We start from the raw sequence: 18679 nt of genomic DNA on the forward strand, positions 1-18679 counted from the left end.
GGGCCCGTGAGGACCTACCCCGTTGAGATCGCCGGCGTGCGCAGGGAGCTCCCCATCGTCCAAGTGGGGCCGGGTGTGGCCGTGGCCCTGCTCAACCTTTTGGGGGACACCGAGCTCACCGAGGCGGCCGCCGAGGCGCTGGCCAAGCGGCTTCCTCCCGAGGTGGAGGTCTTGGTCACCCCTGAGGTCAAGGCCGTCCCCCTGGCCCACGCCCTCTCCCGCATCACGGGCAAGCCCTACGTGGTGGCCCGCAAGACGGAGAAGCCCTACATGATCAACCCCGTGAGCCGCCAGGTGCTCTCCATCACCACGGGGAAGCCCCAGCTTCTGGTGCTGGACGGGGCCGACATCCCCCGGGTTCGGGGCAAGAAGGTGGCCATCGTGGACGACGTGGTGTCCACCGGCTCCACCCTGGCGGGGCTGAGGGAGCTCATTGAGAGCGTGGGGGGTGAGGTGGTCGCCGTCCTCGCCGTCTTCACCGAGGGCACGCCCCGCCAGGACGTCGTGGCCCTCGGCCACCTTCCCCTCTTCAAGCCGGAGTAGGAGGACCCTATGGAGACTTACCCCATCACCGTAGGCGGCGTGACGCGGCACGTGCCCCTTATTGAGCCCCTTCCGGGAAGGCGCATCCCCCTGGTGGAGTTCCTGGGGGACCCGGAGTTCACCCGGGCCGCGGCCGAGGCCCTAAGGCCTTTGGTACCCAAGGAGGTGGAGATCCTCTTCACCACGGAGACGAGCCCCATCCCCCTCACCCACGTCCTGGCGGAGGCGCTGGGCCTGCCCTACGTGGTGGCCCGCAGGCGCCGCCGCCCCTACATGGAGGACCCCATCATCCAGGAGGTTCAGACCCTGACCCTCGGGGTGGGGGAGGTGCTTTGGCTAGACCGGCGCTTCGCGGAAAAGCTCCTCAACCAGAGGGTGGTCCTGGTTTCCGACGTGGTGGCGAGCGGGGAGACCATGAAGGCCATGGAGAAGATGGTCCTCCGGGCGGGGGGGCACGTGGTGGCCCGCCTGGCGGTCTTCCGCCAGGGCACGCCCGGCCTCGCCGTGGACACGGTGGCGGAGCTTCCCGTGCTCTAAGCCCAGCGCCCTGGCGCCCCTATGGGCGCGTAGACCTCCGCCCGGAGGCCGAGCCTCCGGGCGGCCTCCACGTTTTCGGGGTCGTCGTCCAGGTAGAGGGTCTCCTCAGGGGCGAGGCCCAGGCCCTCGAGGGCGAGGAGGAAGGCCCGGGGGTCGGGCTTGGCCACCCCCAGGGCGCAGGAGGCGAAGAAGCCGTCCACGTACCGGGCGAGGCCGTGGTGGGCCAGGCTTTCCCGGAGGCTTGGCAGGGTGTTGGAGAGGACGCCCACCTTGAGGCCCTGGGCCTTGAGCTTGCGCAATAGGCGCTCGGCCCCGGGGGCGGGCCGCATGAAGCGGTAGTACCTCCAGGGGAGAAGCTCCTCGGGCGGCACCCGTAGTTCCCGGGCCACCTCGAGGACCAGGGACCGCCAGAGGGCCTCCTCCTCTTCCAGGGTCCGCACCGCAAGCCCACGCACCGCCTCGTTCAAGGCCCGCACCGCGCGGGCCAAGGCGGCCAGGCTCCGCTCCAGCCCGGCGCCCCGCGCCGCAAGCTCCACGGCCTTCCGGTAAAGGGCTTTCTCGTCCAAAAGGAGGAGGACCCCATCGCGGTCCAAAAGGGCCCCGCGCATGGGGCCTAGTCTAGCAGGCCCCCGGGGCCCGGGGCCGGGCGTTTGACTGCCTCCACCCCCGCCTCCGTGGCCAGGTGGTCCACGGGTACGTCCCAGGGGTCCCGGGGGAGGGCGGGAAAGAGGAGGGCCTGGGGCACCACGCCCACGGTGGCGGCCTGGACCTCCTTGAGGAAGCGGTCGTAGAACCCCTGGCCGTGCCCCAGCCGGTACCCTTCCCGGTCAAAGGCAAGGCCCGGCACCACCACCAGGTCCAGGACCAGGGGGTCTTCCGGCGGGGTGGTGGGCTCGAGGAGGCCGAAGGGCCCGGGGGCGAGGGGACCAAGGGGGTGGACGGTGAGCCCCTTCCCCGCCACCTTGGGCAGGTAGTAGCGGGCGGGGTAGGCCTCCACCAGGGGCAGGAGGTTGAGCTCGTGGGGCAGGGGGTGGTAAAGGAGGATGTGCCGGAAGCCCCGCTCCCGTAGCCAAGGGAGGAGGGCGGCCCCCACGGCCCGGGAGAGGGCCTCCAGGTCCAGCCCCCGCCAGGCGGTCCGGGCCCTACGGCGGAGCTCGGCCTTGGTCACGGGGGAGGGTACCACGCCCGCCTCTTGACACTCAAGAAGGCTAAGCGTCAAAATCCCATTGGGGAGGGAAAGGTATGCCGATCTACGTCTACAAGGGCTTGGAGACGGGAAACTACTACGAGTTTGAGCAGGGCTTCCACGACGAACCCCTCAAGGCCCACCCCGAGACGGGGGAGCCCTTGAAGCGGGTCATCACCCCCCCGGCCATCATCTTCAAGGGCTCGGGCTGGCACGTGAAGGACTACGCCAAGAAGGACTCCGGCGCCAAGAAGGAAGAGGGTTCGGACACCAACAAGGACAAAGAGGACTAACCCCCTTTTTTCCTTCGCCCGGCCGGCGGGGGGAGCTTTTGGGCGGCCCCGTTCTGGTAGGGGGCGCTCAGGGCACCACCTGGTCCCCCGGGGCGAGGGGGAGGCGCCCCTCCCTAACCTCCAGCACGCCCCGGTAGGCGGTCCCGGGGGCGTAGACCTCCCCCGGGCTTAGCCGCTTGACCTGGAGCACCCGCAGGGTCCCGTCCAGGAAGGCCACCACCACGGGGAAGCGGTAGCCCTCGGCGCTGAAGGGGGCGTCCGTGGCCTCGGGGAAGAGGTAGAGGAGGGCTTCCAGCCCCTCCTCCCGCAGGCCGAGGCCCCGCCGCCAGGCCTCCGGGGTCCGGGCCACCCGTCCTCGGAGGGTGTGGGGGCCTTCCTGGGTGAGGACGGTGAGGGTCTCGGCCGGAGGGGGGGCCTGGAGGCGCCGCGCCGCGAGCAGGTAGCCCATAAAGGAGAAAACAGAAAGCAGGATGAGGAGGGCGAAGGCCAAAAGGGGGAGGAAGGGGTTCCGCTCCACTTGCTTGATCTCACCGCTTGGGCCAGCGCTTCAGGGCCTCCCCTCCGACCCGGGCCCCCTCGGCGAGGCCGCGGCGGCGGAACCAGCCCTGGTTCACCTCCAGGGCCCCTTGGTAGACCACGCCCGGGTAGTAGACGGGGCAGGGGTCGGCCCGGCAGGGCTCCATGTCCAGGATGCGCAGGATCACGCCTTGCCGGTCAAAGAAGGCGATGGAAAGGGGGATGAGGGTGTTCTTCATCCAAAACCCGCCCGCCGTGGGCTCGGGGAAGAGGAAGACCATGCCCTCGTCCTCGCCGAGGCGCTCGCGGAACATGAGGCCCTGGGCCCAGCGCTCCGGGGTGTCGGCCACCTCCACCTTGAGGAGGTGGCGCTTGCCGTTCCCCTCCACGTAGAGGGTGCTCTTGGGGAAGGTGAGGGCCAGGGCGAGCCCTAAAAGGCCCAAGAGCCCCCAAAGCCAGCGGCGCATGGGCCCATTATGGCAGAAGGGGCCGGAGGTGGGCCTGAATCGCCCTTGCGATCTCCTCCTCGGGGAGGGTGGCGTCCAGGACCACGAAGCGCCCGGGCTCGGCCCGGGCGAGGGCCAGGTACCCCTCCCGCACCCTGCGGAAGAACTCCAGGCCGAGTCTTTCCAGGCGGTCTGGGCGGCGCACCCGGCGGAGGGCGGCCTCCGGGGGTAGGTCCAGGAGGAAGGTGAGCCGGGGCTTAAGCCCCCGGGTCGCCTCCCGGGCCACCTCCCGCAGCCAGGGGAGGGGGAGGCCCCGGCCATAGCCTTGGTAGGCCAGGCTGGAGTCCAGGTAGCGGTCGGAGATCACCACCTGCCCCGCGGCGAGGCCGGGGAGGATCACCTTGCGCACGTGCTCTGCCCGGTCGGCGCTGAAGAGGAGGTACTCCGCCTCGGGGGAAAGCTCCTGGGTGAGGAGGAGGCTTCGCACCTCGGGAAGCCCTCCCCCGGGTTCCCGGGTGAGGAGGACGGGGTGGCCCCTGGCTTCCAGGAAGGCGGCAAGCCGCCTCGCCTGGGTGGTCTTGCCGCTTCCGTCCAGGCCCTCGAGGGTGAGAAAGAGCCCCGGCATCTAAAGCCCCGTGGGGTGATCCAGGAAGACCCAAGGGAGGCCGAAGCGGGCCTCGAGGTGGGCGGCGAGGGCCTTCACCCCGAAGGTCTCCGTGTCGTAGTGGCCGGCGTAAATGACGTTGAGGCCCCGCTCAAAGGTCTCGTGAAAGACGCTGTGCTTGGGCTCCCCGGTGACGAAGAGGTCGGCGTCCACCTTGGGGAGGAGGCCCGTTCCCGAGCCCGAGACGAGGATCACCGTCTCCACGTGGTCCAGGCCTCCTTGGTGCACCAGGGGTTGCATCCCGGTGAGCTGGCCCAGGCGGTCGGCCACCTGAAGGAGGGGGGTGGGCTGGGGGAAGCGCCCTTTTACCCCCACGTCCCAGGGCGTGAGGTCCACAAGCCCGAGCTCCCGGGCCAGGACGAAGTTGTTGCCCACCTCCTCGTGGGCGTCTAAGGGCAGGTGGGCGGCGTAAAGGTTGATCCCCCCGGCGAAGAGGGTCTCCAGGCGGCGCTTGTGGTGGCCCACGATGGGGAAGGGCTTTCCCCAGAAGAGGCCGTGGTGGACGATGAGGAAGTCCACCCCCGCCTCCAGGGCCTTCCGGAAGATGGCCTCCCCGGCGTCCACCGCCGCCCCCACCTTGCGGACGGTCCTCTTCCCCTCCACCTGGAGGCCGTTCAGGGAGGGGTCCTGGGGAAGTCCTGGATCCTCAGGTACTCGTCCAGGTAGCGCACCAGCTCGTCCCGGTCCATGGGGAAAGCTTACCCGATGCCTCCCAGGGGGCTTTGCGGGCGGATGACCGGTCAGTATGATGGCGGCATGGAGCCCGAAACCCTGCTGAAGCTCCGCTTTCTCTCCGACCTCACCCCAGGCCCTGAGGGCCTTCCCCTCTTCCTCCTCACGGAGATCCAGGAGGGGGATCCGCCCCGCTACCGTTCCCGGGTCGCCCTCTTTGACGGGGCCTTGCGTTTCCTCACCCAGGAGGAGGCGAGAAGGCCCCGCTACCGCGCCCCCTTCCTCTACTTCCTGCGCCGGGTGGGGGAGCGGGAGGAGCTTTTCCGCCTGGACCTCCGGGGGGGCGAGGCGGAGCGCCTCACGGAGACCGCCGGGGTCCTGGACTACGCCTTGGGCCCGGGGGGCGAGGTGGCCTTTCTGGCCCTCAAGGAGGCGCCCAGGCCCGGAGTTCCCCGCCGCTTCCAAGGTTGGCCCTTCAAGTTTGACGGCCGCGGCCTTCTGCCTGAGGGGAACGTGGCCCTCTACGCCCTGGAGGAGGGCAAGGCCCGCCTCCTCCTGGACCGCTACCCCCCGCCCAAGGAGATGGTCTACGCCCCGAGGGGCTCTATTTGGTCATGCCCGAGGACGCCCGGGCCCAGGCGGAGGGCCGGGACACCCTCTTCCTCCTCCGGGAGGGGCGGCTGGAGAAGGTCTATGGGGGCGTGGGCCCCATCTTCGCCCTGGAGTGGAGCCCCGAAGGGCTCTTCTTCCTGGGGCACGCCTTTGAGCGGGGTGGGGGCACGGAGGCAAGGCTTTACCACCTTAGGGGGGGCGAGGCCCGGGTGCTCCTCGAGGGGAGCCTCCAAAACTCCCTCAACTCCGACCTGCGCTACGGCCAGCACCCCCAGGGCCCCAGGTGGGGCGAAGACGGGGTCTATGTGGTGCGCACCGAGGCGGGGAGGGCGCGGCTTTACCGGGTGGGCCTGGACGGGAAGGCGGAGGCCCTCACCGAGGAGGGGAGCGTCCTCGCCTTCGCCCTCACGGAGCGGGGGCTTTTCCTCCTCAAGGAGGACTTCACCCACCCGGCCCGCCTCGAGGGCCCCTTGGGCACCTTTGACCCCAACGCCGGGGTCTTGGACCTGGCCGAGCCTCTCTACACCGAGTGGACAAGCCCCGAGGGGCACAAGGTCCCGGGGTGGGTCCTTTTGCCCGAGGGGGAGGGGCCCCACCCGGTGATCCTCTACATCCACGGAGGGCCCCACACCGCCTTCGGGGCCGCCCCCATGCTGGAGCTCCAGCTTTTCCGCCGGGCGGGCTACGCCGTGGCCTTTTCCAACCCCCGGGGCTCCACGGGCTACGGCCAGGACTTCGCCCTTCTGGAGGGGGAGTGGGGGGAGCGGGACGAGCGGGACCTCATGGGGTTCTTGGACCACGTCCTCGCCCACTTCCCCCTGGACCCCAAGCGGGTGGGGGTGGCGGGGGGAAGCTACGGCGGGTACATGACGAACTGGCTCACGGCCCGCTATCCCGAGCGCTTCAAGGCGGCCGTCACCGACCGGAGCATCTGCAACTGGCTGAGCTTCTTCGGGGCGAGCGACATCGGCCCCCGGTTCACCTACCTGGAGCTTAAGGCCAAGCCCTGGGAAAGGCCCGAGGTCCTTTGGGAGAAGAGCCCCCTCCGCCTCGTCCACCGGGTCCGGACCCCCACCCTCGTGGTCCACTCGGAGCAGGACCACCGCTGTCCCATAGACCAGGGGGAGACCTGGTACACCGCCCTCTTCCACCTCGGGGTGAAGACCGCTTTCTTCCGGGTGCCCGAGGAAGGCCACGAGCTTTCCCGCTCGGGGCGGCCCGACCGCCGTCTGGCCCGGCTTCGGGCCTACCTGGACTGGTGGCGGGAAAACCTGTAAAACCCCCTGCCTCCTTCGCCGGGTAGGGCGGGGGAGGCAGGGGGTTTTACCGGGGAGGCTTCAGGCCTGGTTCTCCGCCACGGGCTCGGGGATGGGGCCGAAGGCCTCCTCGTAGCGGGCGATGTTCTCCGCGAGGCTACGGAGGAGGGCCTTGGCGTGCTGGGGGCTGGTGATGATCCGGCTCACCACGAGGGCCCCCCCCTGGGGCTGGAGTAGGGCGAAGTCCAGGATGAACTCGTTTTTGGTGTGGGCGATGAGGGCCAGGTTGGCGTAGCGGCCCTGGGCCACGTCCTTGTCAATGGTGATGTCTAGCTTCAGCTCGTTCATGCTAACGCCTCCTCAATGCGCGGGCGCGCTCCCTTGAGGGCCACCCGGGCCCGGCCCAGGTCCTGGAGGTCCTCCAGCAAGAGCAGGAGGTGGTGGCCGGCCACGGGCGCCAGGAAGAGGGCGCCCTCGGGGTACTCTACCACGAGCTCCTCTACCTCCTCCCCCTGGCTTTGGGCCAGGGCCACGCCCAGGCCCAAAAGGGCGGCGGCCCGCTCCGCCGCGCCGGAGGCCTCCCCCACCGCCTCCAGGAGGAGGCCATCGGGGCGAAGGAGGGCCGCTCCCCGTACGCCCCGCTCCAAAAGGCCCTCGAGGACCTCCCTCAGCCTTCCCTCCACGCCTCCTCCAACCTCAGGGCGATGCGGGAAAGCTCCTGCCCCACGGCCTTGCGGCTCAGGCCCCGGTGGACCACCGCCCCCAGGAGAAACTCCCCCACCCGGACGGCCAGGACCTCCCGGTCCTCCGTGGCCAGGGTGAAGCGGAGGACCTTTCCGCCCAGGGCTTGGGCCAGGGGGTCCATGCGCCGCGCCAAGGCGGCGAGCTCCGCTGCCAGAACCTCGGCGGAAGGCGGCCCCTGGCCCAAGGCCTCAATGACCAGGCCGTCCATCCCCGTGAACACCGCCTGGTCCACACCCAAGGCCGACAAGCCCGTCAAGTAGGCCACGCCACCACCCCCCCTGCCCGGTCCAGAAGGCGCCGGGCGGCCAGCCGCGCCTGGCCCAGGTTGGCCTCCGGGGCAAGGAGGAGAAGGAGGAAAAGGGGTTCCGGGTCCCGGGTGCGCATGCTCCTCAGGTAGCCTACCACGCCCGTCCCCCCCACCAGGAGCTCGCCCACCTCTTCCGCTCCCAGGCTCCGGGCGTAGGCGGCGCGGGCCTGCCGCCACAAGGCGGCGTGCTCCGCGATGGCGGCCTCGAGGTCCAGGGGGCGCTTACGCACCCCTTCCACCAGGAGGCCGTCCGGGGTGCCGATGGCCGCCGCCAGGCTCCCCTCCACCCGGTCCAGCAGGTCTTGGAGAAGCTCGGGTCCGATACGCATCCTAAACGGGCCGCCTCCCCTCCAGGGCCCGGCCCAGGGTCACCTCGTCGGCGTACTCCAGGCTCCCTCCCACGGGAAGGCCGTAGGCGGGCCGGGTCACCCGCACCCCCCGCTTCTTAAGCTCGTCGGCGAGGTAGAGGGCGGTGGCTTCCCCCTCCACGGTCATGGAGGTGGCGAGGACCACCTCCTCCACGCCTTCCAGCCGCCGGAAAAGGCCCTCAAGGTTCAGCTCCTTGGGGCCGATGCCCTCCAGGGGGTTCAAGGCCCCTCCCAGGACGTGGTAGAGGCCCCGGAACTCCCCGCTCCGCTCCAGGGCGTACAGGTCGGCCACGCTCTCCACCACGGCGAGGAGGGAGCGGTCCCGGTCCTCGTCCTGGCAGATGGGGCAGAGCTCCCCTTCGGCCAGGTTGCCGCATTCGCGGCAGGCCCGGACCCGCTTGAGCCCCTCCAGGGCCTCCGCCAGGGCTTCGGCCTCCTCCTTGTGGAAGGCGAGGTGAAGGGCCAGGCGCTGGGCCGTCTTGGGGCCGACGCCAGGGAGGCGGGAGAGGGCCCGGGTGAGCTTGAGGAGGCTTTCCGGGTAGCGCATCTAAAAGAGCTTCCCCAGCATCTGCCCCACGCCCCCGAGCTCCTTGGCCATCTCCTTCTCCGAGAGCTCGTGGGCCTTGGTCTGGGCGTCCTGGATGGCCACCAAAAGGAGGTCCTCGAGGCCCTCCGGGTCGTCCTGGAAGGCCTTTAGGGCCTCGGGCTTGAGCCTCAGGGCGAGGATCTTCCCGTGGCCGTTCGCCTCCACCTCCACGAGCCCCTGGGCCGAGCCCACCACGGTCATCCGCTCCAGGCGCTCCTGCACCTCGGCGGCCTTCTTCTGAGCCTTCTGCGCTTCCTTGAGAAGCTTCTGGAAGTTCATCGTCCCTCCCCTATGAGTATAGTGGAAGGTATGGAGCGCCCAAGGAGGCTGCGTTCCCCTCTTCTCCGCCCCCTGGTGGCCGAGGTGGAGCTTTCCCCAAAGCACCTCATCCTCCCCCTTTTCGTGAAGGAAGGTGGGGAGATGGAGGAGGTTTCCTCCATGCCCGGGGTTTTCCGCCATCCCCTCTCCGGACTTCCCCGCGTGGCCGAGGAGGCCTTGAAGGCCGGCCTCGGGGGGGTCATCCTCTTCGGCGTCCTGCCCCAGGAGGCCAAGGACCCCATGGGCAAGGGGGCCTACGCTGAGGACGGGGTGGTGCAGCGGGCCATAGGGCTCCTCAAGCGGGAGTTCCCCGAGCTTCTCGTCCTCGCCGACACCTGCCTTTGCGAGTACACGGACCACGGCCACTGCGGCGTGGTGAAGGAGGGCCCCCGGGGCTTCTACGTGGACAACGACGCCACCCTGGACCTCCTCGCCAAGACCGCCCTCTCCCAGGCCCAGGCGGGGGCGGACGTGGTGGCCCCGAGCGCCATGATGGACGGTCAGGTGCGGGCCATCCGGGAGGCCTTGGACCGGGGGGGGTTCGCCCACGTGCCCATCCTCTCCTACGCGGTGAAGTACGCCTCCGCCTTCTACGGGCCCTTCCGGGAGGCGGCCCAAAGCGCCCCGGGCTTCGGCGACCGCTCCGGCTACCAGATGGACCCCCGGGCGGGCCTTTGGGACGCGCTTCGGGAGGCGGCTTTGGACGACCTGGAGGGGGCGGACATGCTCATGGTAAAGCCCGCCCTGCCTTACCTGGACGTGCTTTCCGCCCTGAAGGGGCGCTTCGCCAAGCCCCTCTTCGCTTACCAGGTTTCCGGGGAGTACGCCATGCTCAAGGCCGCGGCCCTCAAGGGGTGGCTGGACGAAAGGCGGGCCGTGCTGGAAAGCCTTTTCGCCCTGCGCCGGGCCGGGGCCCAGGGGATCCTCACCTACTACGCCCTCGAGGCCGCCCGCTGGCTGAAGGAGGCCTAGGCCTCCCGGGCCTTTGGGGCGGGGATGCCCCCGGTGAGGAGGGTGTAGCCCGCGGCGAGGGCCACCATGGCCCCCGCGAGGAGAAAGACCCTGGGGGCGCCCAAGGGTTCCTCCAGGGCCCCGCCCCACATGGTGCCGAGGAGGACGGCGGCGTTCATCACGGCGCCGAAGGCGGCGAAAATCCGCCCCCGCATCTCGTGACGACTCCCCGCTCTGAAGAGCGGGGCTACAAGATACGGGCTACGCCCGTGACCGCGGTTCTCATGGGACAGCCCACGCCGCCCCTGTCCCCGCAGGCTCCGGCAAGATAGCCCCTACGGGGCTGACCCGAGCCCAGAAAAAACCTTGACTCCGTATCTGGGAGGTGGCGTTTCAGCACAGACTCTCCCACGGAGAATTATACCACAAAATGACCGCTCACCATGCTTTGCCGCCAAAACCGGGCGGCGTGGAGGAGTCCATGTATCCCCGGTTTGAAAACCGGGGTATTATAGCTCCCCCACACCCCCTCTTTCCTCTAAAGGCGTGGATAAGGCGGATCCTCCCGCCTCCCCGCGAGGAGGGCCTCGAGGCGGGCCTTCACGTCCCGTTCCACCTGGAGCCGCCACACCTTGAGGGCTAAGGCGGCCAGGGGGCTCGCCTCCGGAGGCGGGGGCTCGGGCTCCTCGGGCACGGCGATGGCGGGAAGTTCCACAGGGGCTTGGGCCTCGGGAGCGGGGGCCCGCCTGTGGGCCCGGAAGCGGGCATCCGCCTGGCGGAAGCGCTTGGCCAAGGGCCCCGGCAGGCGGGACTGGATGAGGAGGTGGCGGAGCCTTAGGAGGGCCTGCTTCCCCCCTTTCGGCGTGCGGCCCTGGAGGAGGTCCTCCACCCGGTACTCGTAGAGGTCCACCAGGTCGTCCAGGTGGTCCACGCCTCCATCCTAGTACGATGGAGCCGATGCGCATCGCTCCCCGGCTGAGCGTGGCCGCCGTTTCCCACGTGGGCCGCCGCCAGAACAACGAGGACTTCCACCGGGTCCTCCCTCTGGAGACGCCCGCGGGGCTTTTGCTCCTCCTCGCGGTGGCCGACGGGATGGGGGGCCTCGAGGCCGGGGAGTGGGCGAGCAAGCTCGCCATTGAGGCCCTTTCCGCGGTGGCCCGGGGCTATGCGGAGCACATCCAAAGCGGCCGCCCCGCCGTGGGCCTCGCCCGGGTCATGGAAAAGGGTTTCCTCCTGGCCCGGCGCCGGGTGGAGGGGGAGGCGGAGCGGTCCGAGCGCCGGGGGATGGGCACCACCCTCACCGCCTTCCTTTACGCCGACTGGCTCAAGGAGGGGGTGGTGGGGCACATCGGCGACTCCCGGGCCTACCGCTTCGGCCCCACCGGGGTTACCCGCCTCACCGAGGACCATTCCTGGGTGGCGGAGCGCGTGAAGGAGGGGGTCCTCACCCGGACCGAGGCGGAGCGCCACCCCTACCGCAACGTCCTCACCCGGGCCCTGGGCCTTCCCGAGGCGCGCTTTGACCTCGTGGAGGTGCGCCTCGCCCCGGGGGAGGGGGTGCTTCTCGTGACCGACGGGCTCTACGGGCACGTGCCCGAGGAGGAGTGGCGGCTTGGGCGGGACCTCCAGGCAAGCCTGGAGGCCATGGTGGCCGAGGCCCTGCGGCAGGGCGGGGACGACAACGTCACCGCCGTGGCCCTACGGGTGGAATGATGGCCCTGCTCCTCGCCGCCCTCCTCGTCCTCCTCACGGCCCTCCTGGCCGCCCGCCTCCCGGCCTGGGCCTCGGCCCTCCTCCTCGGCCTGCTCGCCGGGGGCGGGTACGTCCTGGGGGTTCGCTCGGAGGCTTTGCCCGCCGGGGCGCTCCTCTTGCTCGGGGCCCTCGCCGCCCCCCGTCTCTACTTGGGCCCGAGGCGGCGGAAGCGGCCCGAGCGGCGGCCCCCAGGCCCCAAGCGCCCCGCCGCGGCGGGGACCACGGCCGAACGGGAGGCCCTCTCCCAGCGGTACGAGATCCTGGAGAAGGTGGGCCTCGGGGGATGGCCACCGTCTACAAGGCCAAGGACCGGAAGACGGGCCGCCTGGTGGCCCTCAAGGTGCCCCAGGAGCGCTTCCTCGGGGACCCCAGGTTCGTGCGCCGCTTCCACCGGGAGGCCGAGGTCCTTACCCGCATGGACCACCCCAACATCGTCAAGGTCTACGACCACGGCCAGGTGGAGGGCGTCCACTACATCGCCATGGAGTTTCTGGACGGGGAGGGGCTGGACAAGCTCATTGAGGAAAGGCGCCTCTCCCTTAGGCAGGTGGCGGCCATCCTGGCCCGGGTGGCGGACGCCCTCAAGCACATCCACGCCCAGGGGATCGTCCACCGGGACATCAAGCCGGGGAACATCATGGTCCTCAAGGGGGCCTTGAGGGAGGAAGGTGTGGACCCCAGAGGGGTGCGCCTCATGGACTTCGGCATCGCCGCGGGCCGGGTCCTCACCCGCCTCACCATCACCGGGGCCCGGATCGGCACCCCCGTCTACATGAGTCCGGAGCAGGCCAAGGGGCAGAAGCTGGACCACCGCTCGGACATCTACTCCCTGGGGATCGTCCTCTACGAGGCCCTTACCGGCCAGCCCCCCTTCACCGGGGGTACGAGACGGTGATCCATCAGCAGATTTTCCAGATGCCCACGCCCCCCAAACAGCTCAGGCCCGAGATTCCCCAAGCCCTTTCCGACCTGGTCCTCAGGATGCTGGAGAAGGACCCCGCCAAGCGGCCGGGCCTGGACGAGGTGGTGCGGGTCCTGGAGGGCCCCTGGGAGGAGGAACGGGAGCTTCCCGAGGCCCAGTACCTCCTGGTGGCCGTGGAGGCGAAGAAGGGGGCGGTGCGCCTCTTGGACCTGGAGGGTACCCCGGCCCGCCTCCTCTTTGGGGTGGGGTCGGGGGCGGGGCAGTTCCCCTCGCCCCCCTGGCCGTGGCTGCCGATCCCGAGGGGGGAATCTGGGTCGCCGTCTTCCAGCACGGGGAGAGGCTCGTCCACCGCCTCTCCCCCCAAGGGGAGGTCCTCCTCTCCACCGGACCCTACGGGATGAAGCCAGGGGAGTTCCTCCTCCCCGTGGGGCTTGCCGTCCTCGAGGACCAGGTCTTCGTCTTGGACGGGGAGACGGCCACGGTGAGCCGGCTGGACCTCGCGGGGCGGTACCAGGGCCGCTTCGGGGGCCAGGGGCTTGGGCGGGGCACCTTCCAAGACCCCAAGGCCCTGGTGGCGGCCGAGGGGCACCTCTTTGTCCTGGACTACGGCAACCGGCAGGTGCAGCGCCTTACCCCCGGGGGGAGTACCTCTCCCGCTACGCCTTCCGCCGCTCCCGCGAGGACGGGGCCCTTAGGCTCCTCGGGGGGTGGGGGTGGGGGAGGGCAGGCTCTACCTTTACGACGTGGAGGCGGTCAAGGTCCGGGTGCTGGACCTCTCGGGGCGGCTTCTCGCCTCCTACCCCCTGCCCCTTCTGGAGGGAGAGGACCGGATGAGCCTGGTGGAGCTCCTTCCCGTGGGCCGGGTCCTTTACGCCGTCCGCCGGGGCTCTAGCCGCATCCACCGGATCTCCCTGGACACCGGAGAGGCCCTTCCGCCCTTGGAGGTCTACGCGCCCGTGCGGGGCCTGGCCCTTTGGAGGCGGACGCCGTGAGGGTGCTTCTGGTGGAGGACGATCCTTGGGTGCGGGAGGCCTTGGAACTCGGCCTATCCTTGGAGGGGCACGAGGTGCGGGCCGTGGACCGGCCCGAGGAGGCTTTGGACCTGCTTTCCTGGGCCGAGGTGGTGATTCTGGACGTGCTCTTGCCCCGGGGGGACGGGTTTTCCCTCTTGCGCGCGATCCGGGAGCGCTCCGAGGTCCCCGTCCTCATGCTCACCGCGTTGGACGGGGTGGAGTGGCGGGTGAAGGGCCTTAGGGAGGGGGCCGACGACTACCTGGTGAAGCCCTACAGCCTCCAGGAGCTCCTCGCCCGCCTCGAGGCCCTGGGCCAGGGGGGGGCCGGCGGGCCGGTGGCATACCTAGGAGAGCGGGCGCTTTTCCGTTGCCTCGAGGTCCTCAAGGGCCTCGAGGTCCAGGCCTTCTACCGGGAGGGGCCGGACCTCCTCGTCCTCCTCGGGCGGGAGCGGCCCCTCCTCGTTTTGGCCCTGGAGGGGGGGAGGCTTTGGCCCCACCCGCGGCCGCCCCGGGGGAGGCCCCTGCCCAAGCGGCCCTTCCCCTTCCTGCGCGAGCTCACCCTGGCCCCCTGGGTGCTGGAGGTGGAGGGGGAGTACCGCTGCTTCGTCCTCCACCGCGGGCGGGTGGTGGGGATCCTCCGCCTGGACCAGGACCTCCGCCCCCTGCCCCTCTTTTAGGCCGGGCAGAGTGGGTGGGGCAGCGCTTTGGGGCCCCCGCCGCGGGCGGGGGGCTTAGCCTTGGCCCCGGCATGTGCTAAGCTTTTCTCCGTGTGCCCCTTGGGGGCTTGGGAGGAGCCATGGAGTACCGTTTGAAAGCGTACTACCGCGAGGGAGAGAAGCCGTCGGCCCTCAGGCGGGCGGGCAAGCTGCCTGGGGTCATGTACAACCGGCACCTGAACCGGAAGGTCTACGTGGACCTGGTGGAGTTTGACAAGGTCTTCCGCCAGGCCTCCATCCACCACGTCATCGTCCTGGAGCTTCCCGACGGCCAGAGCCTGCCCACCTTGGTGCGCCAGGTGAACCTGGACAAGCGGCGTCGGCGCCCCGAGCACGTGGACTTCTTCGTCCTCTCCGACGAGCCCGTGGAGATGTACGTGCCCCTCCGCTTCGTGGGCACCCCGGCCGGGGTGCGGCTGGGTGGCGTGCTTCAGGAGATCCACCGGGACATCCTGGTGAAGGTCTCCCCCCGGAACATCCCCGAGTTCATTGAGGTGGACGTGAGCGGCCTGGAGATCGGCGACAGCCTCCACGCCTCCGACCTCAAGCTGCCTCCTGGGGTGGAGCTCGCCGTCTCCCCCGAGGAGACCATCGCCGCTGTGGTCCCGCCCGAGGACGTGGAGAAGCTCGCCGAGGAGGCGGCGGCCGAGGTGGCGGAGCCCGAGGTCATCAAGAAGGGCAAGGAAGAGGAAGAGGAGTAGCCCAAGGGTCCGGGCGTGTTCCTGGTGGTGGGCCAGGGGAACCCGGGGGAGCGGTACGCCCGCACCCGGCACAACCTCGGCTTCATGGTCCTTGACCACTTGGGCCTTTCCTTCCGCCCCCGGGGCGAGGCGCTCGTGGCGGAGGCGGAGGGCGGTCTTTTCCTCAAGCCCCTCACCTACTACAACCTCACGGGGCAGGCGGTGGCCCCCCTCGCCCGCTTTTACAAGATCCCTCCCGAGCGGATCCTGGTGGTCCACGACGAGATGGACCTCCCTTTGGGGCGGATCCGCTTCAAGGCCGGGGGGAGCGCCGCCGGGAACCGGGGCGTGCTTTCCATAGAGGAGGCCCTGGGCACCCGGGCCTTCCACCGCCTCCGCCTCGGCATCGGGAAGCCCCCGGACCCTTCCCGGGGGGCGGAGTACGTCCTTTCTCCCTTTCGCGAGGAGGAGCTTCCCGTGGTGGAGCGGGTCCTCGAGGCGGCCAAGGAGGCGGTCTGGTGCTGGGTGCGGGAGGGCCTTCCCCCTGCGCCGGGCGCTTCAACGGCCTGGACCTCTCCTTGGGGTAAGCTCAGGCCATGAGGGTTCTTCTGATCGCCGGGGGCGTAAGCCCCGAGCACGAGGTCTCCCTCCTTTCCGCGGAAGGGGTTCTGCGCCACATGCCCTTCCCCACGGACCTCGCCGTGATCGCCCGGGACGGGCGCTGGCTTCTGGGGGAAAAGGCCTTGACCGCCTTGGAGGCCAAGGCGGCCCCCGAGGGGGAGCACCCCTTCCCCCCGCCCCTCCCCTGGGAGCGGTACGATGTGGTCTTTCCCTTGCTCCACGGCCGCTTCGGCGAGGACGGGACGGTCCAGGGCTTTCTGGAGCTTTTGGGCAAGCCCTACGTGGGGGCGGGGGTGGCGGCGAGCGCTCTCTGCATGGACAAGGACCTGAGCAAGCGGGTCCTCGCCCAGGCGGGGGTGCCCGTGGTCCCCTGGGTGGCGGTGCGGAAGGGCGAGCCCCCCATGGTGCCCTTTGACCCCCCCTTCTTCGTCAAGCCGGCCAACACCGGCTCCAGCGTGGGGATAAGCCGGGTGGAGCGCTTCCAGGACCTGGAGGCCGCCCTGGCCTTGGCCTTCCGCTACGACGAGAAAGCGGTGGTGGAGAAGGCCCTCTCCCCGGTGCGGGAGCTGGAGGTGGGGGTCTTGGGCAACGTCTTCGGGGAGGCGAGCCCCGTGGGGAGGTGCGCTACGAGGCGCCCTTCTACGACTACGAGACCAAGTACACCCCGGGCCGGGCCGAGCTCCTCATCCCCGCGCCCTTGGACCCCGGCACCCAGGAGACCGTTCAGGAGCTCGCCCTCAAGGCCTACAAGGTGCTCGGGGTGCGGGGGATGGCCCGGGTGGACTTCTTCCTCGCGGAGGGGGAGCTTTACCTGAACGAGCTCAACACCATCCCCGGCTTCACCCCCACGAGCATGTACCCCCGCCTCTTTGAGGCGGGGGGGGTGGCCTACCCGGAGCTTCTCAGGCGCCTGGTGGAGCTCGCCCTCACCTAAGCACCCCTCGGGCCTCCCAGGCTGGCGCAAGCCGGCCTGGGGTGGTATTAGATGTCCAGCTCGGCGTAGCGGGCGTGCTCCTCGATGAACTCGCGCCTCGGGGCCACCTCCTGGCCCATGAGCTTCTCAAAGAGCTCGCTGGCCTCGAGGGCGTCCTGGAGCTCCACCCGCTTGAGGACCCGCTTCTCCGGGTTCATGGTGGTCTCCCAAAGCTGCTCGGGATTCATCTCCCCCAGGCCCTTGAAGCGCTGGACCTCGTAAGCTTTGCCCTCCAGCTCCTTGAGCCGGGCCTGGAGCTCCTCGTCGGAGTAGAGGTACTCTACCTTTCTCCCCACCTGAAGGCGGTAAAGGGGAGGCTGGGCGATGTAGACGTGGCCCCTTTCAATGAGGGGGCGCATGTAGCGGTAGAAGAAGGTGAGGAGGAGGGTGCGGATGTGGCTGCCGTCCACGTCGGCGTCGGTCATGATGATGATCTTGTGGTAGCGGAGGCCCTCGAGGTCAAAGTGGGCCTCCCCATCCCCCCCGATGCCCACGCCGATGGCCGAGACCATGGCCCGCACCTCGGCGTTCTTCAGGGCCTTGGAGAGCCCCGCCTTCTCCACGTTGAGGATCTTCCCCCGGAGGGGCAGGATGGCCTGGAAGCGGCGGTCCCGGCCCTGCTTGGCGCTTCCCCCCGCCGAGTCCCCCTCCACGATGAAAAGCTCCGCCTCCTCGGGGTTTTCCGTCTGGCAGTCGGCGAGCTTTCCGGGAAGCTCGTCGGACTCCAGGGGGTTCTGCCTGCGGACGAGCTCCCTCGCCTTCCTCGCCGCCTCCCGGGCCTGGGCGGCCCTCAGGGCCTTCTCGTAAACGGCCTTGGCGATGCGGGGGTTCTCCTCCAGGATCTCCAGAAGCCGCTCGTAAACCACCTGGCCCACGGCGGTCCCGGCCTCGGGGTTTAGGAGCTTCCCCTTGGTCTGCCCCTCAAACTGGGGGTTGGGGAGCTTCACCGAGACCACGGCGTAGAGCCCCTCCAGGAGGTCGTCCCCCGTGGGCTGGGGGCCTTTTTCCTTGTTGAGGCCCGCCTTCTTGGCGTACTGGTTCAGGGCGCGGCTGTAGGCGGACTTGAAGGCGGTGAGGTGGGTGCCCCCGTCCCGGGTGGGGATCATGTTGGCGTAGGTGAGGATCTCGGCGTTGTACCCCTGGGTGTGGAGGAAGCCCACCTCCACCTCCACCTCCCCGTGGGTGCCCCGGATGAGGAAGGGCTTCTCGTAGAGGAGGTCCTCCCCCTCGGCCAAGGCCTTGGCGAAGGAGGCCACGCCCCCCTTGTCCAGGAAGACCTCCTCCTTGCCGTGCTGGCGGTCCTGGAAGACGAGCTTGAGCCCGGCCACCAGGTAGGCCACCTCCCGGAGGCGGGCCCGGATCTTGCTCGGGTCAAAGCGGAGGTTCCCGAAGATCTCGGGGTCGGGCTTGAAGGTGACCCGGGTCCCGGTCTTCCCCCTGGGGGCCTCGCCCACCACCCGGAGGGGCTCCGTGACCTCGCCCCGGCTGAAGGCGATCCGGTGGTGCTTCCCTTCCCGGAAGACCTCCACCACGGTCCACTCGGAAAGGGCGTTCACCACGCTCGCCCCCACCCCGTGGAGCCCCCCGGAGACCTTGTAGGCGCCCTGCTCAAACTTGCCCCCGGAGTGGAGGGTGGTGTAGATGACCTCCACGGCGGGCTTTCCCTCCTCGGGCATGAGGTCCACGGGGATGCCGCGGCCGTTGTCCTCCACGGTGAGGGAGCCGTCCTCGTTGAGGCGCACCAGGATCTCCGTGGCGTAGCCCGCCAGGGCCTCGTCCACGGCGTTGTCCAGGATCTCCTTGAAGAGGTGGTGGTACCCTTCCACCCCCGTGCCGCCGATGTACATGGCCGGGCGGTGGCGGACCCCCTCCAGGCCCTTGAGCACCCGAATGGCAGAAGCGTCGTAGCTCACCCCTTCAGTATACCACAACCGGAGCGGGGTTTTTCCCCTTGTAAAGGGAGCTCTCCTTGCCTGGGGCTGGAAAGTTTATCGGACTGAGGC

Annotated in this window: 19 protein-coding genes and 7 pseudogenes; 11 read left to right on the forward strand and 15 right to left on the reverse strand. The window is 69.8% G+C overall.

The window, feature by feature from the left end; translation table 11 throughout:
* The first annotated feature begins 6 nt into the window (after positions 1-6).
* Both AV541_RS02695 and AV541_RS02700 read left to right on the forward strand, forming a co-directional pair.
* Complete coding sequence (locus AV541_RS02695) at positions 7-543, forward strand: phosphoribosyltransferase family protein (protein ID WP_008633254.1); 537 nt, start codon at positions 7-9, stop codon at positions 541-543.
* 9 nt (positions 544-552) lie between these two features.
* A complete protein-coding gene (locus tag AV541_RS02700) occupies positions 553-1080 on the forward strand; it encodes a type I phosphoribosyltransferase (protein ID WP_060384176.1) in 528 nt (175 codons plus the stop codon).
* Here the strand turns inward: AV541_RS02700 and AV541_RS02705 are convergent.
* Positions 1077-1688, reverse strand: a complete 612-nt coding sequence (locus AV541_RS02705; RefSeq protein ID WP_060384177.1) for an HAD family hydrolase — start codon at positions 1686-1688, stop codon at positions 1077-1079. The genes AV541_RS02700 and AV541_RS02705 overlap by 4 nt on opposite strands.
* A 5-nt stretch (positions 1689-1693) precedes the next feature.
* The gene (locus tag AV541_RS02710; protein WP_060384178.1) at positions 1694-2248 is read right to left on the reverse strand and encodes a 5-formyltetrahydrofolate cyclo-ligase; all 555 of its coding nucleotides are present in this window, start codon (positions 2246-2248) and stop codon (positions 1694-1696) included.
* 74 nt (positions 2249-2322) lie between these two features.
* Here AV541_RS02710 and AV541_RS02715 point away from each other — a divergent pair, with 74 nt between their 5' ends.
* A complete protein-coding gene (locus AV541_RS02715) occupies positions 2323-2559 on the forward strand; it encodes an FmdB family zinc ribbon protein (protein ID WP_008633246.1) in 237 nt (78 codons plus the stop codon).
* 67 nt (positions 2560-2626) lie between these two features.
* Here AV541_RS02715 and AV541_RS02720 read toward each other — a convergent pair whose 3' ends face one another.
* The 4 genes and pseudogenes from AV541_RS02720 to AV541_RS02735 all read right to left on the reverse strand — a co-directional run bounded on the left by AV541_RS02720 (position 2627) and on the right by AV541_RS02735 (position 4874).
* Entirely contained in the window at positions 2627-3076 is a 450-nt protein-coding gene (locus AV541_RS02720; protein WP_060384179.1) for a DUF192 domain-containing protein, read from the reverse strand.
* A gap of 10 nt (positions 3077-3086) precedes the next feature.
* Positions 3087-3542: a DUF192 domain-containing protein gene (locus AV541_RS02725; RefSeq protein WP_014510750.1), complete on the reverse strand. Its 456-nt coding sequence runs from the start codon at positions 3540-3542 to the stop codon at positions 3087-3089.
* Positions 3543-3549: 7 nt separating this feature from the next.
* The gene (gene tmk, locus AV541_RS02730; RefSeq protein WP_060384180.1) at positions 3550-4146 is read right to left on the reverse strand and encodes a dTMP kinase; all 597 of its coding nucleotides are present in this window, start codon (positions 4144-4146) and stop codon (positions 3550-3552) included.
* Positions 4147-4874, reverse strand: a pseudogene (locus AV541_RS02735) (Nif3-like dinuclear metal center hexameric protein).
* A gap of 67 nt (positions 4875-4941) precedes the next feature.
* Here AV541_RS02735 and AV541_RS02740 point away from each other — a divergent pair.
* Positions 4942-6746: pseudogene (locus AV541_RS02740) on the forward strand (S9 family peptidase).
* A gap of 60 nt (positions 6747-6806) precedes the next feature.
* Here the strand turns inward: AV541_RS02740 and AV541_RS02745 are convergent.
* Genes AV541_RS02745 through AV541_RS02770 form a run of 6 tightly spaced genes read right to left on the reverse strand, consistent with a single transcriptional unit; the run spans position 6807 to position 9009 of the window.
* Positions 6807-7073 (reverse strand): DUF3467 domain-containing protein, encoded by a 267-nt coding sequence (locus AV541_RS02745; RefSeq protein ID WP_060384181.1) that lies wholly within the window; start codon positions 7071-7073, stop codon positions 6807-6809.
* Entirely contained in the window at positions 7070-7408 is a 339-nt protein-coding gene (locus AV541_RS02750; RefSeq protein ID WP_060384182.1) for a roadblock/LC7 domain-containing protein, read from the reverse strand. The genes AV541_RS02745 and AV541_RS02750 overlap by 4 nt, the downstream gene beginning before the upstream one ends.
* Positions 7393-7734, reverse strand: a complete 342-nt coding sequence (locus tag AV541_RS02755) for a roadblock/LC7 domain-containing protein (RefSeq protein ID WP_060384183.1) — start codon at positions 7732-7734, stop codon at positions 7393-7395. The genes AV541_RS02750 and AV541_RS02755 overlap by 16 nt, the downstream gene beginning before the upstream one ends.
* On the reverse strand, positions 7722-8105 hold the full coding sequence (locus tag AV541_RS02760; protein ID WP_060384184.1) for a roadblock/LC7 domain-containing protein: 384 nt from the start codon (positions 8103-8105) through the stop codon (positions 7722-7724). Before AV541_RS02760 ends, AV541_RS02755 begins: the two co-directional genes overlap by 13 nt.
* Position 8106: 1 nt before the next feature.
* Positions 8107-8691, reverse strand: a complete 585-nt coding sequence (recR, locus tag AV541_RS02765; protein WP_060384185.1) for a recombination mediator RecR — start codon at positions 8689-8691, stop codon at positions 8107-8109.
* Positions 8692-9009, reverse strand: a complete 318-nt coding sequence (locus AV541_RS02770; protein WP_008633232.1) for a YbaB/EbfC family nucleoid-associated protein — start codon at positions 9007-9009, stop codon at positions 8692-8694.
* Positions 9010-9039: 30 nt separating this feature from the next.
* Here AV541_RS02770 and hemB point away from each other — a divergent pair, with 30 nt between their 5' ends.
* Positions 9040-10020 carry a porphobilinogen synthase gene (gene hemB, locus AV541_RS02775; RefSeq protein ID WP_060384186.1) on the forward strand — a complete coding sequence of 327 codons (981 nt, stop codon included), beginning with the start codon at positions 9040-9042 and terminating at the stop codon, positions 10018-10020.
* Here hemB and AV541_RS02780 read toward each other — a convergent pair.
* Positions 10017-10220: pseudogene (locus AV541_RS02780) on the reverse strand (MFS transporter); the annotation flags it as partial. The gene hemB and the pseudogene AV541_RS02780 sit on opposite strands and share 4 nt — an antisense overlap.
* Positions 10221-10539: 319 nt before the next feature.
* Positions 10540-10930: pseudogene (locus AV541_RS02785) on the reverse strand (hypothetical protein); the annotation flags it as partial.
* 26 nt (positions 10931-10956) lie between these two features.
* On the opposite strand from AV541_RS02785, the gene AV541_RS02790 reads away from it, so the two are divergent.
* The 6 genes and pseudogenes from AV541_RS02790 (at position 10957) to ddl (ending at position 16637) form a co-directional block, all read left to right on the forward strand.
* The gene (locus tag AV541_RS02790; RefSeq protein ID WP_060384189.1) at positions 10957-11712 is read left to right on the forward strand and encodes a PP2C family protein-serine/threonine phosphatase; all 756 of its coding nucleotides are present in this window, start codon (positions 10957-10959) and stop codon (positions 11710-11712) included.
* Positions 11712-13665: pseudogene (locus tag AV541_RS02795) on the forward strand (protein kinase domain-containing protein). The gene AV541_RS02790 and the pseudogene AV541_RS02795 overlap by 1 nt, the downstream one beginning before the upstream one ends.
* Complete coding sequence (locus tag AV541_RS12005; RefSeq protein WP_082709685.1) at positions 13662-14363, forward strand: response regulator transcription factor; 702 nt, start codon at positions 13662-13664, stop codon at positions 14361-14363. The pseudogene AV541_RS02795 and the gene AV541_RS12005 overlap by 4 nt, the downstream one beginning before the upstream one ends.
* A 119-nt stretch (positions 14364-14482) precedes the next feature.
* Positions 14483-15103 (forward strand): 50S ribosomal protein L25, encoded by a 621-nt coding sequence (locus AV541_RS02810; protein ID WP_060384190.1) that lies wholly within the window; start codon positions 14483-14485, stop codon positions 15101-15103.
* Between the two features lie 15 nt (positions 15104-15118).
* Positions 15119-15669: pseudogene (pth, locus tag AV541_RS02815) on the forward strand (aminoacyl-tRNA hydrolase).
* Positions 15670-15678: 9 nt separating this feature from the next.
* Positions 15679-16637, forward strand: a pseudogene (ddl, locus tag AV541_RS02820) (D-alanine--D-alanine ligase).
* 47 nt (positions 16638-16684) lie between these two features.
* Here ddl and gyrB read toward each other — a convergent pair.
* Positions 16685-18589, reverse strand: a complete 1905-nt coding sequence (gene gyrB, locus AV541_RS02825) for a DNA topoisomerase (ATP-hydrolyzing) subunit B (protein ID WP_060384191.1) — start codon at positions 18587-18589, stop codon at positions 16685-16687.
* Positions 18590-18679: the final 90 nt, after the last annotated feature.

Source organism: Thermus parvatiensis (genome assembly GCF_001535545.1).
GTDB lineage: Bacteria > Deinococcota > Deinococci > Deinococcales > Thermaceae > Thermus > Thermus parvatiensis.

Coding starts and splice junctions, on each gene's coding strand:
- recR (WP_060384185.1), bottom strand. CDS start 8,691: ATGCGCTACCCGGAAAGCCTCCTCAAGCTCACCCGGGCCCTCTCCCGC.
- tmk (WP_060384180.1), bottom strand. CDS start 4,146: ATGCCGGGGCTCTTTCTCACCCTCGAGGGCCTGGACGGAAGCGGCAAG.
- AV541_RS02745 (WP_060384181.1), bottom strand. CDS start 7,073: ATGAACGAGCTGAAGCTAGACATCACCATTGACAAGGACGTGGCCCAG.
- AV541_RS02760 (WP_060384184.1), bottom strand. CDS start 8,105: ATGCGTATCGGACCCGAGCTTCTCCAAGACCTGCTGGACCGGGTGGAG.
- AV541_RS02770 (WP_008633232.1), bottom strand. CDS start 9,009: ATGAACTTCCAGAAGCTTCTCAAGGAAGCGCAGAAGGCTCAGAAGAAG.
- AV541_RS02725 (WP_014510750.1), bottom strand. CDS start 3,542: ATGCGCCGCTGGCTTTGGGGGCTCTTGGGCCTTTTAGGGCTCGCCCTG.
- AV541_RS02810 (WP_060384190.1), top strand. CDS start 14,483: ATGGAGTACCGTTTGAAAGCGTACTACCGCGAGGGAGAGAAGCCGTCG.
- AV541_RS02715 (WP_008633246.1), top strand. CDS start 2,323: ATGCCGATCTACGTCTACAAGGGCTTGGAGACGGGAAACTACTACGAG.
- AV541_RS02790 (WP_060384189.1), top strand. CDS start 10,957: ATGCGCATCGCTCCCCGGCTGAGCGTGGCCGCCGTTTCCCACGTGGGC.
- hemB (WP_060384186.1), top strand. CDS start 9,040: ATGGAGCGCCCAAGGAGGCTGCGTTCCCCTCTTCTCCGCCCCCTGGTG.
- AV541_RS02705 (WP_060384177.1), bottom strand. CDS start 1,688: ATGCGCGGGGCCCTTTTGGACCGCGATGGGGTCCTCCTCCTTTTGGAC.
- AV541_RS02700 (WP_060384176.1), top strand. CDS start 553: ATGGAGACTTACCCCATCACCGTAGGCGGCGTGACGCGGCACGTGCCC.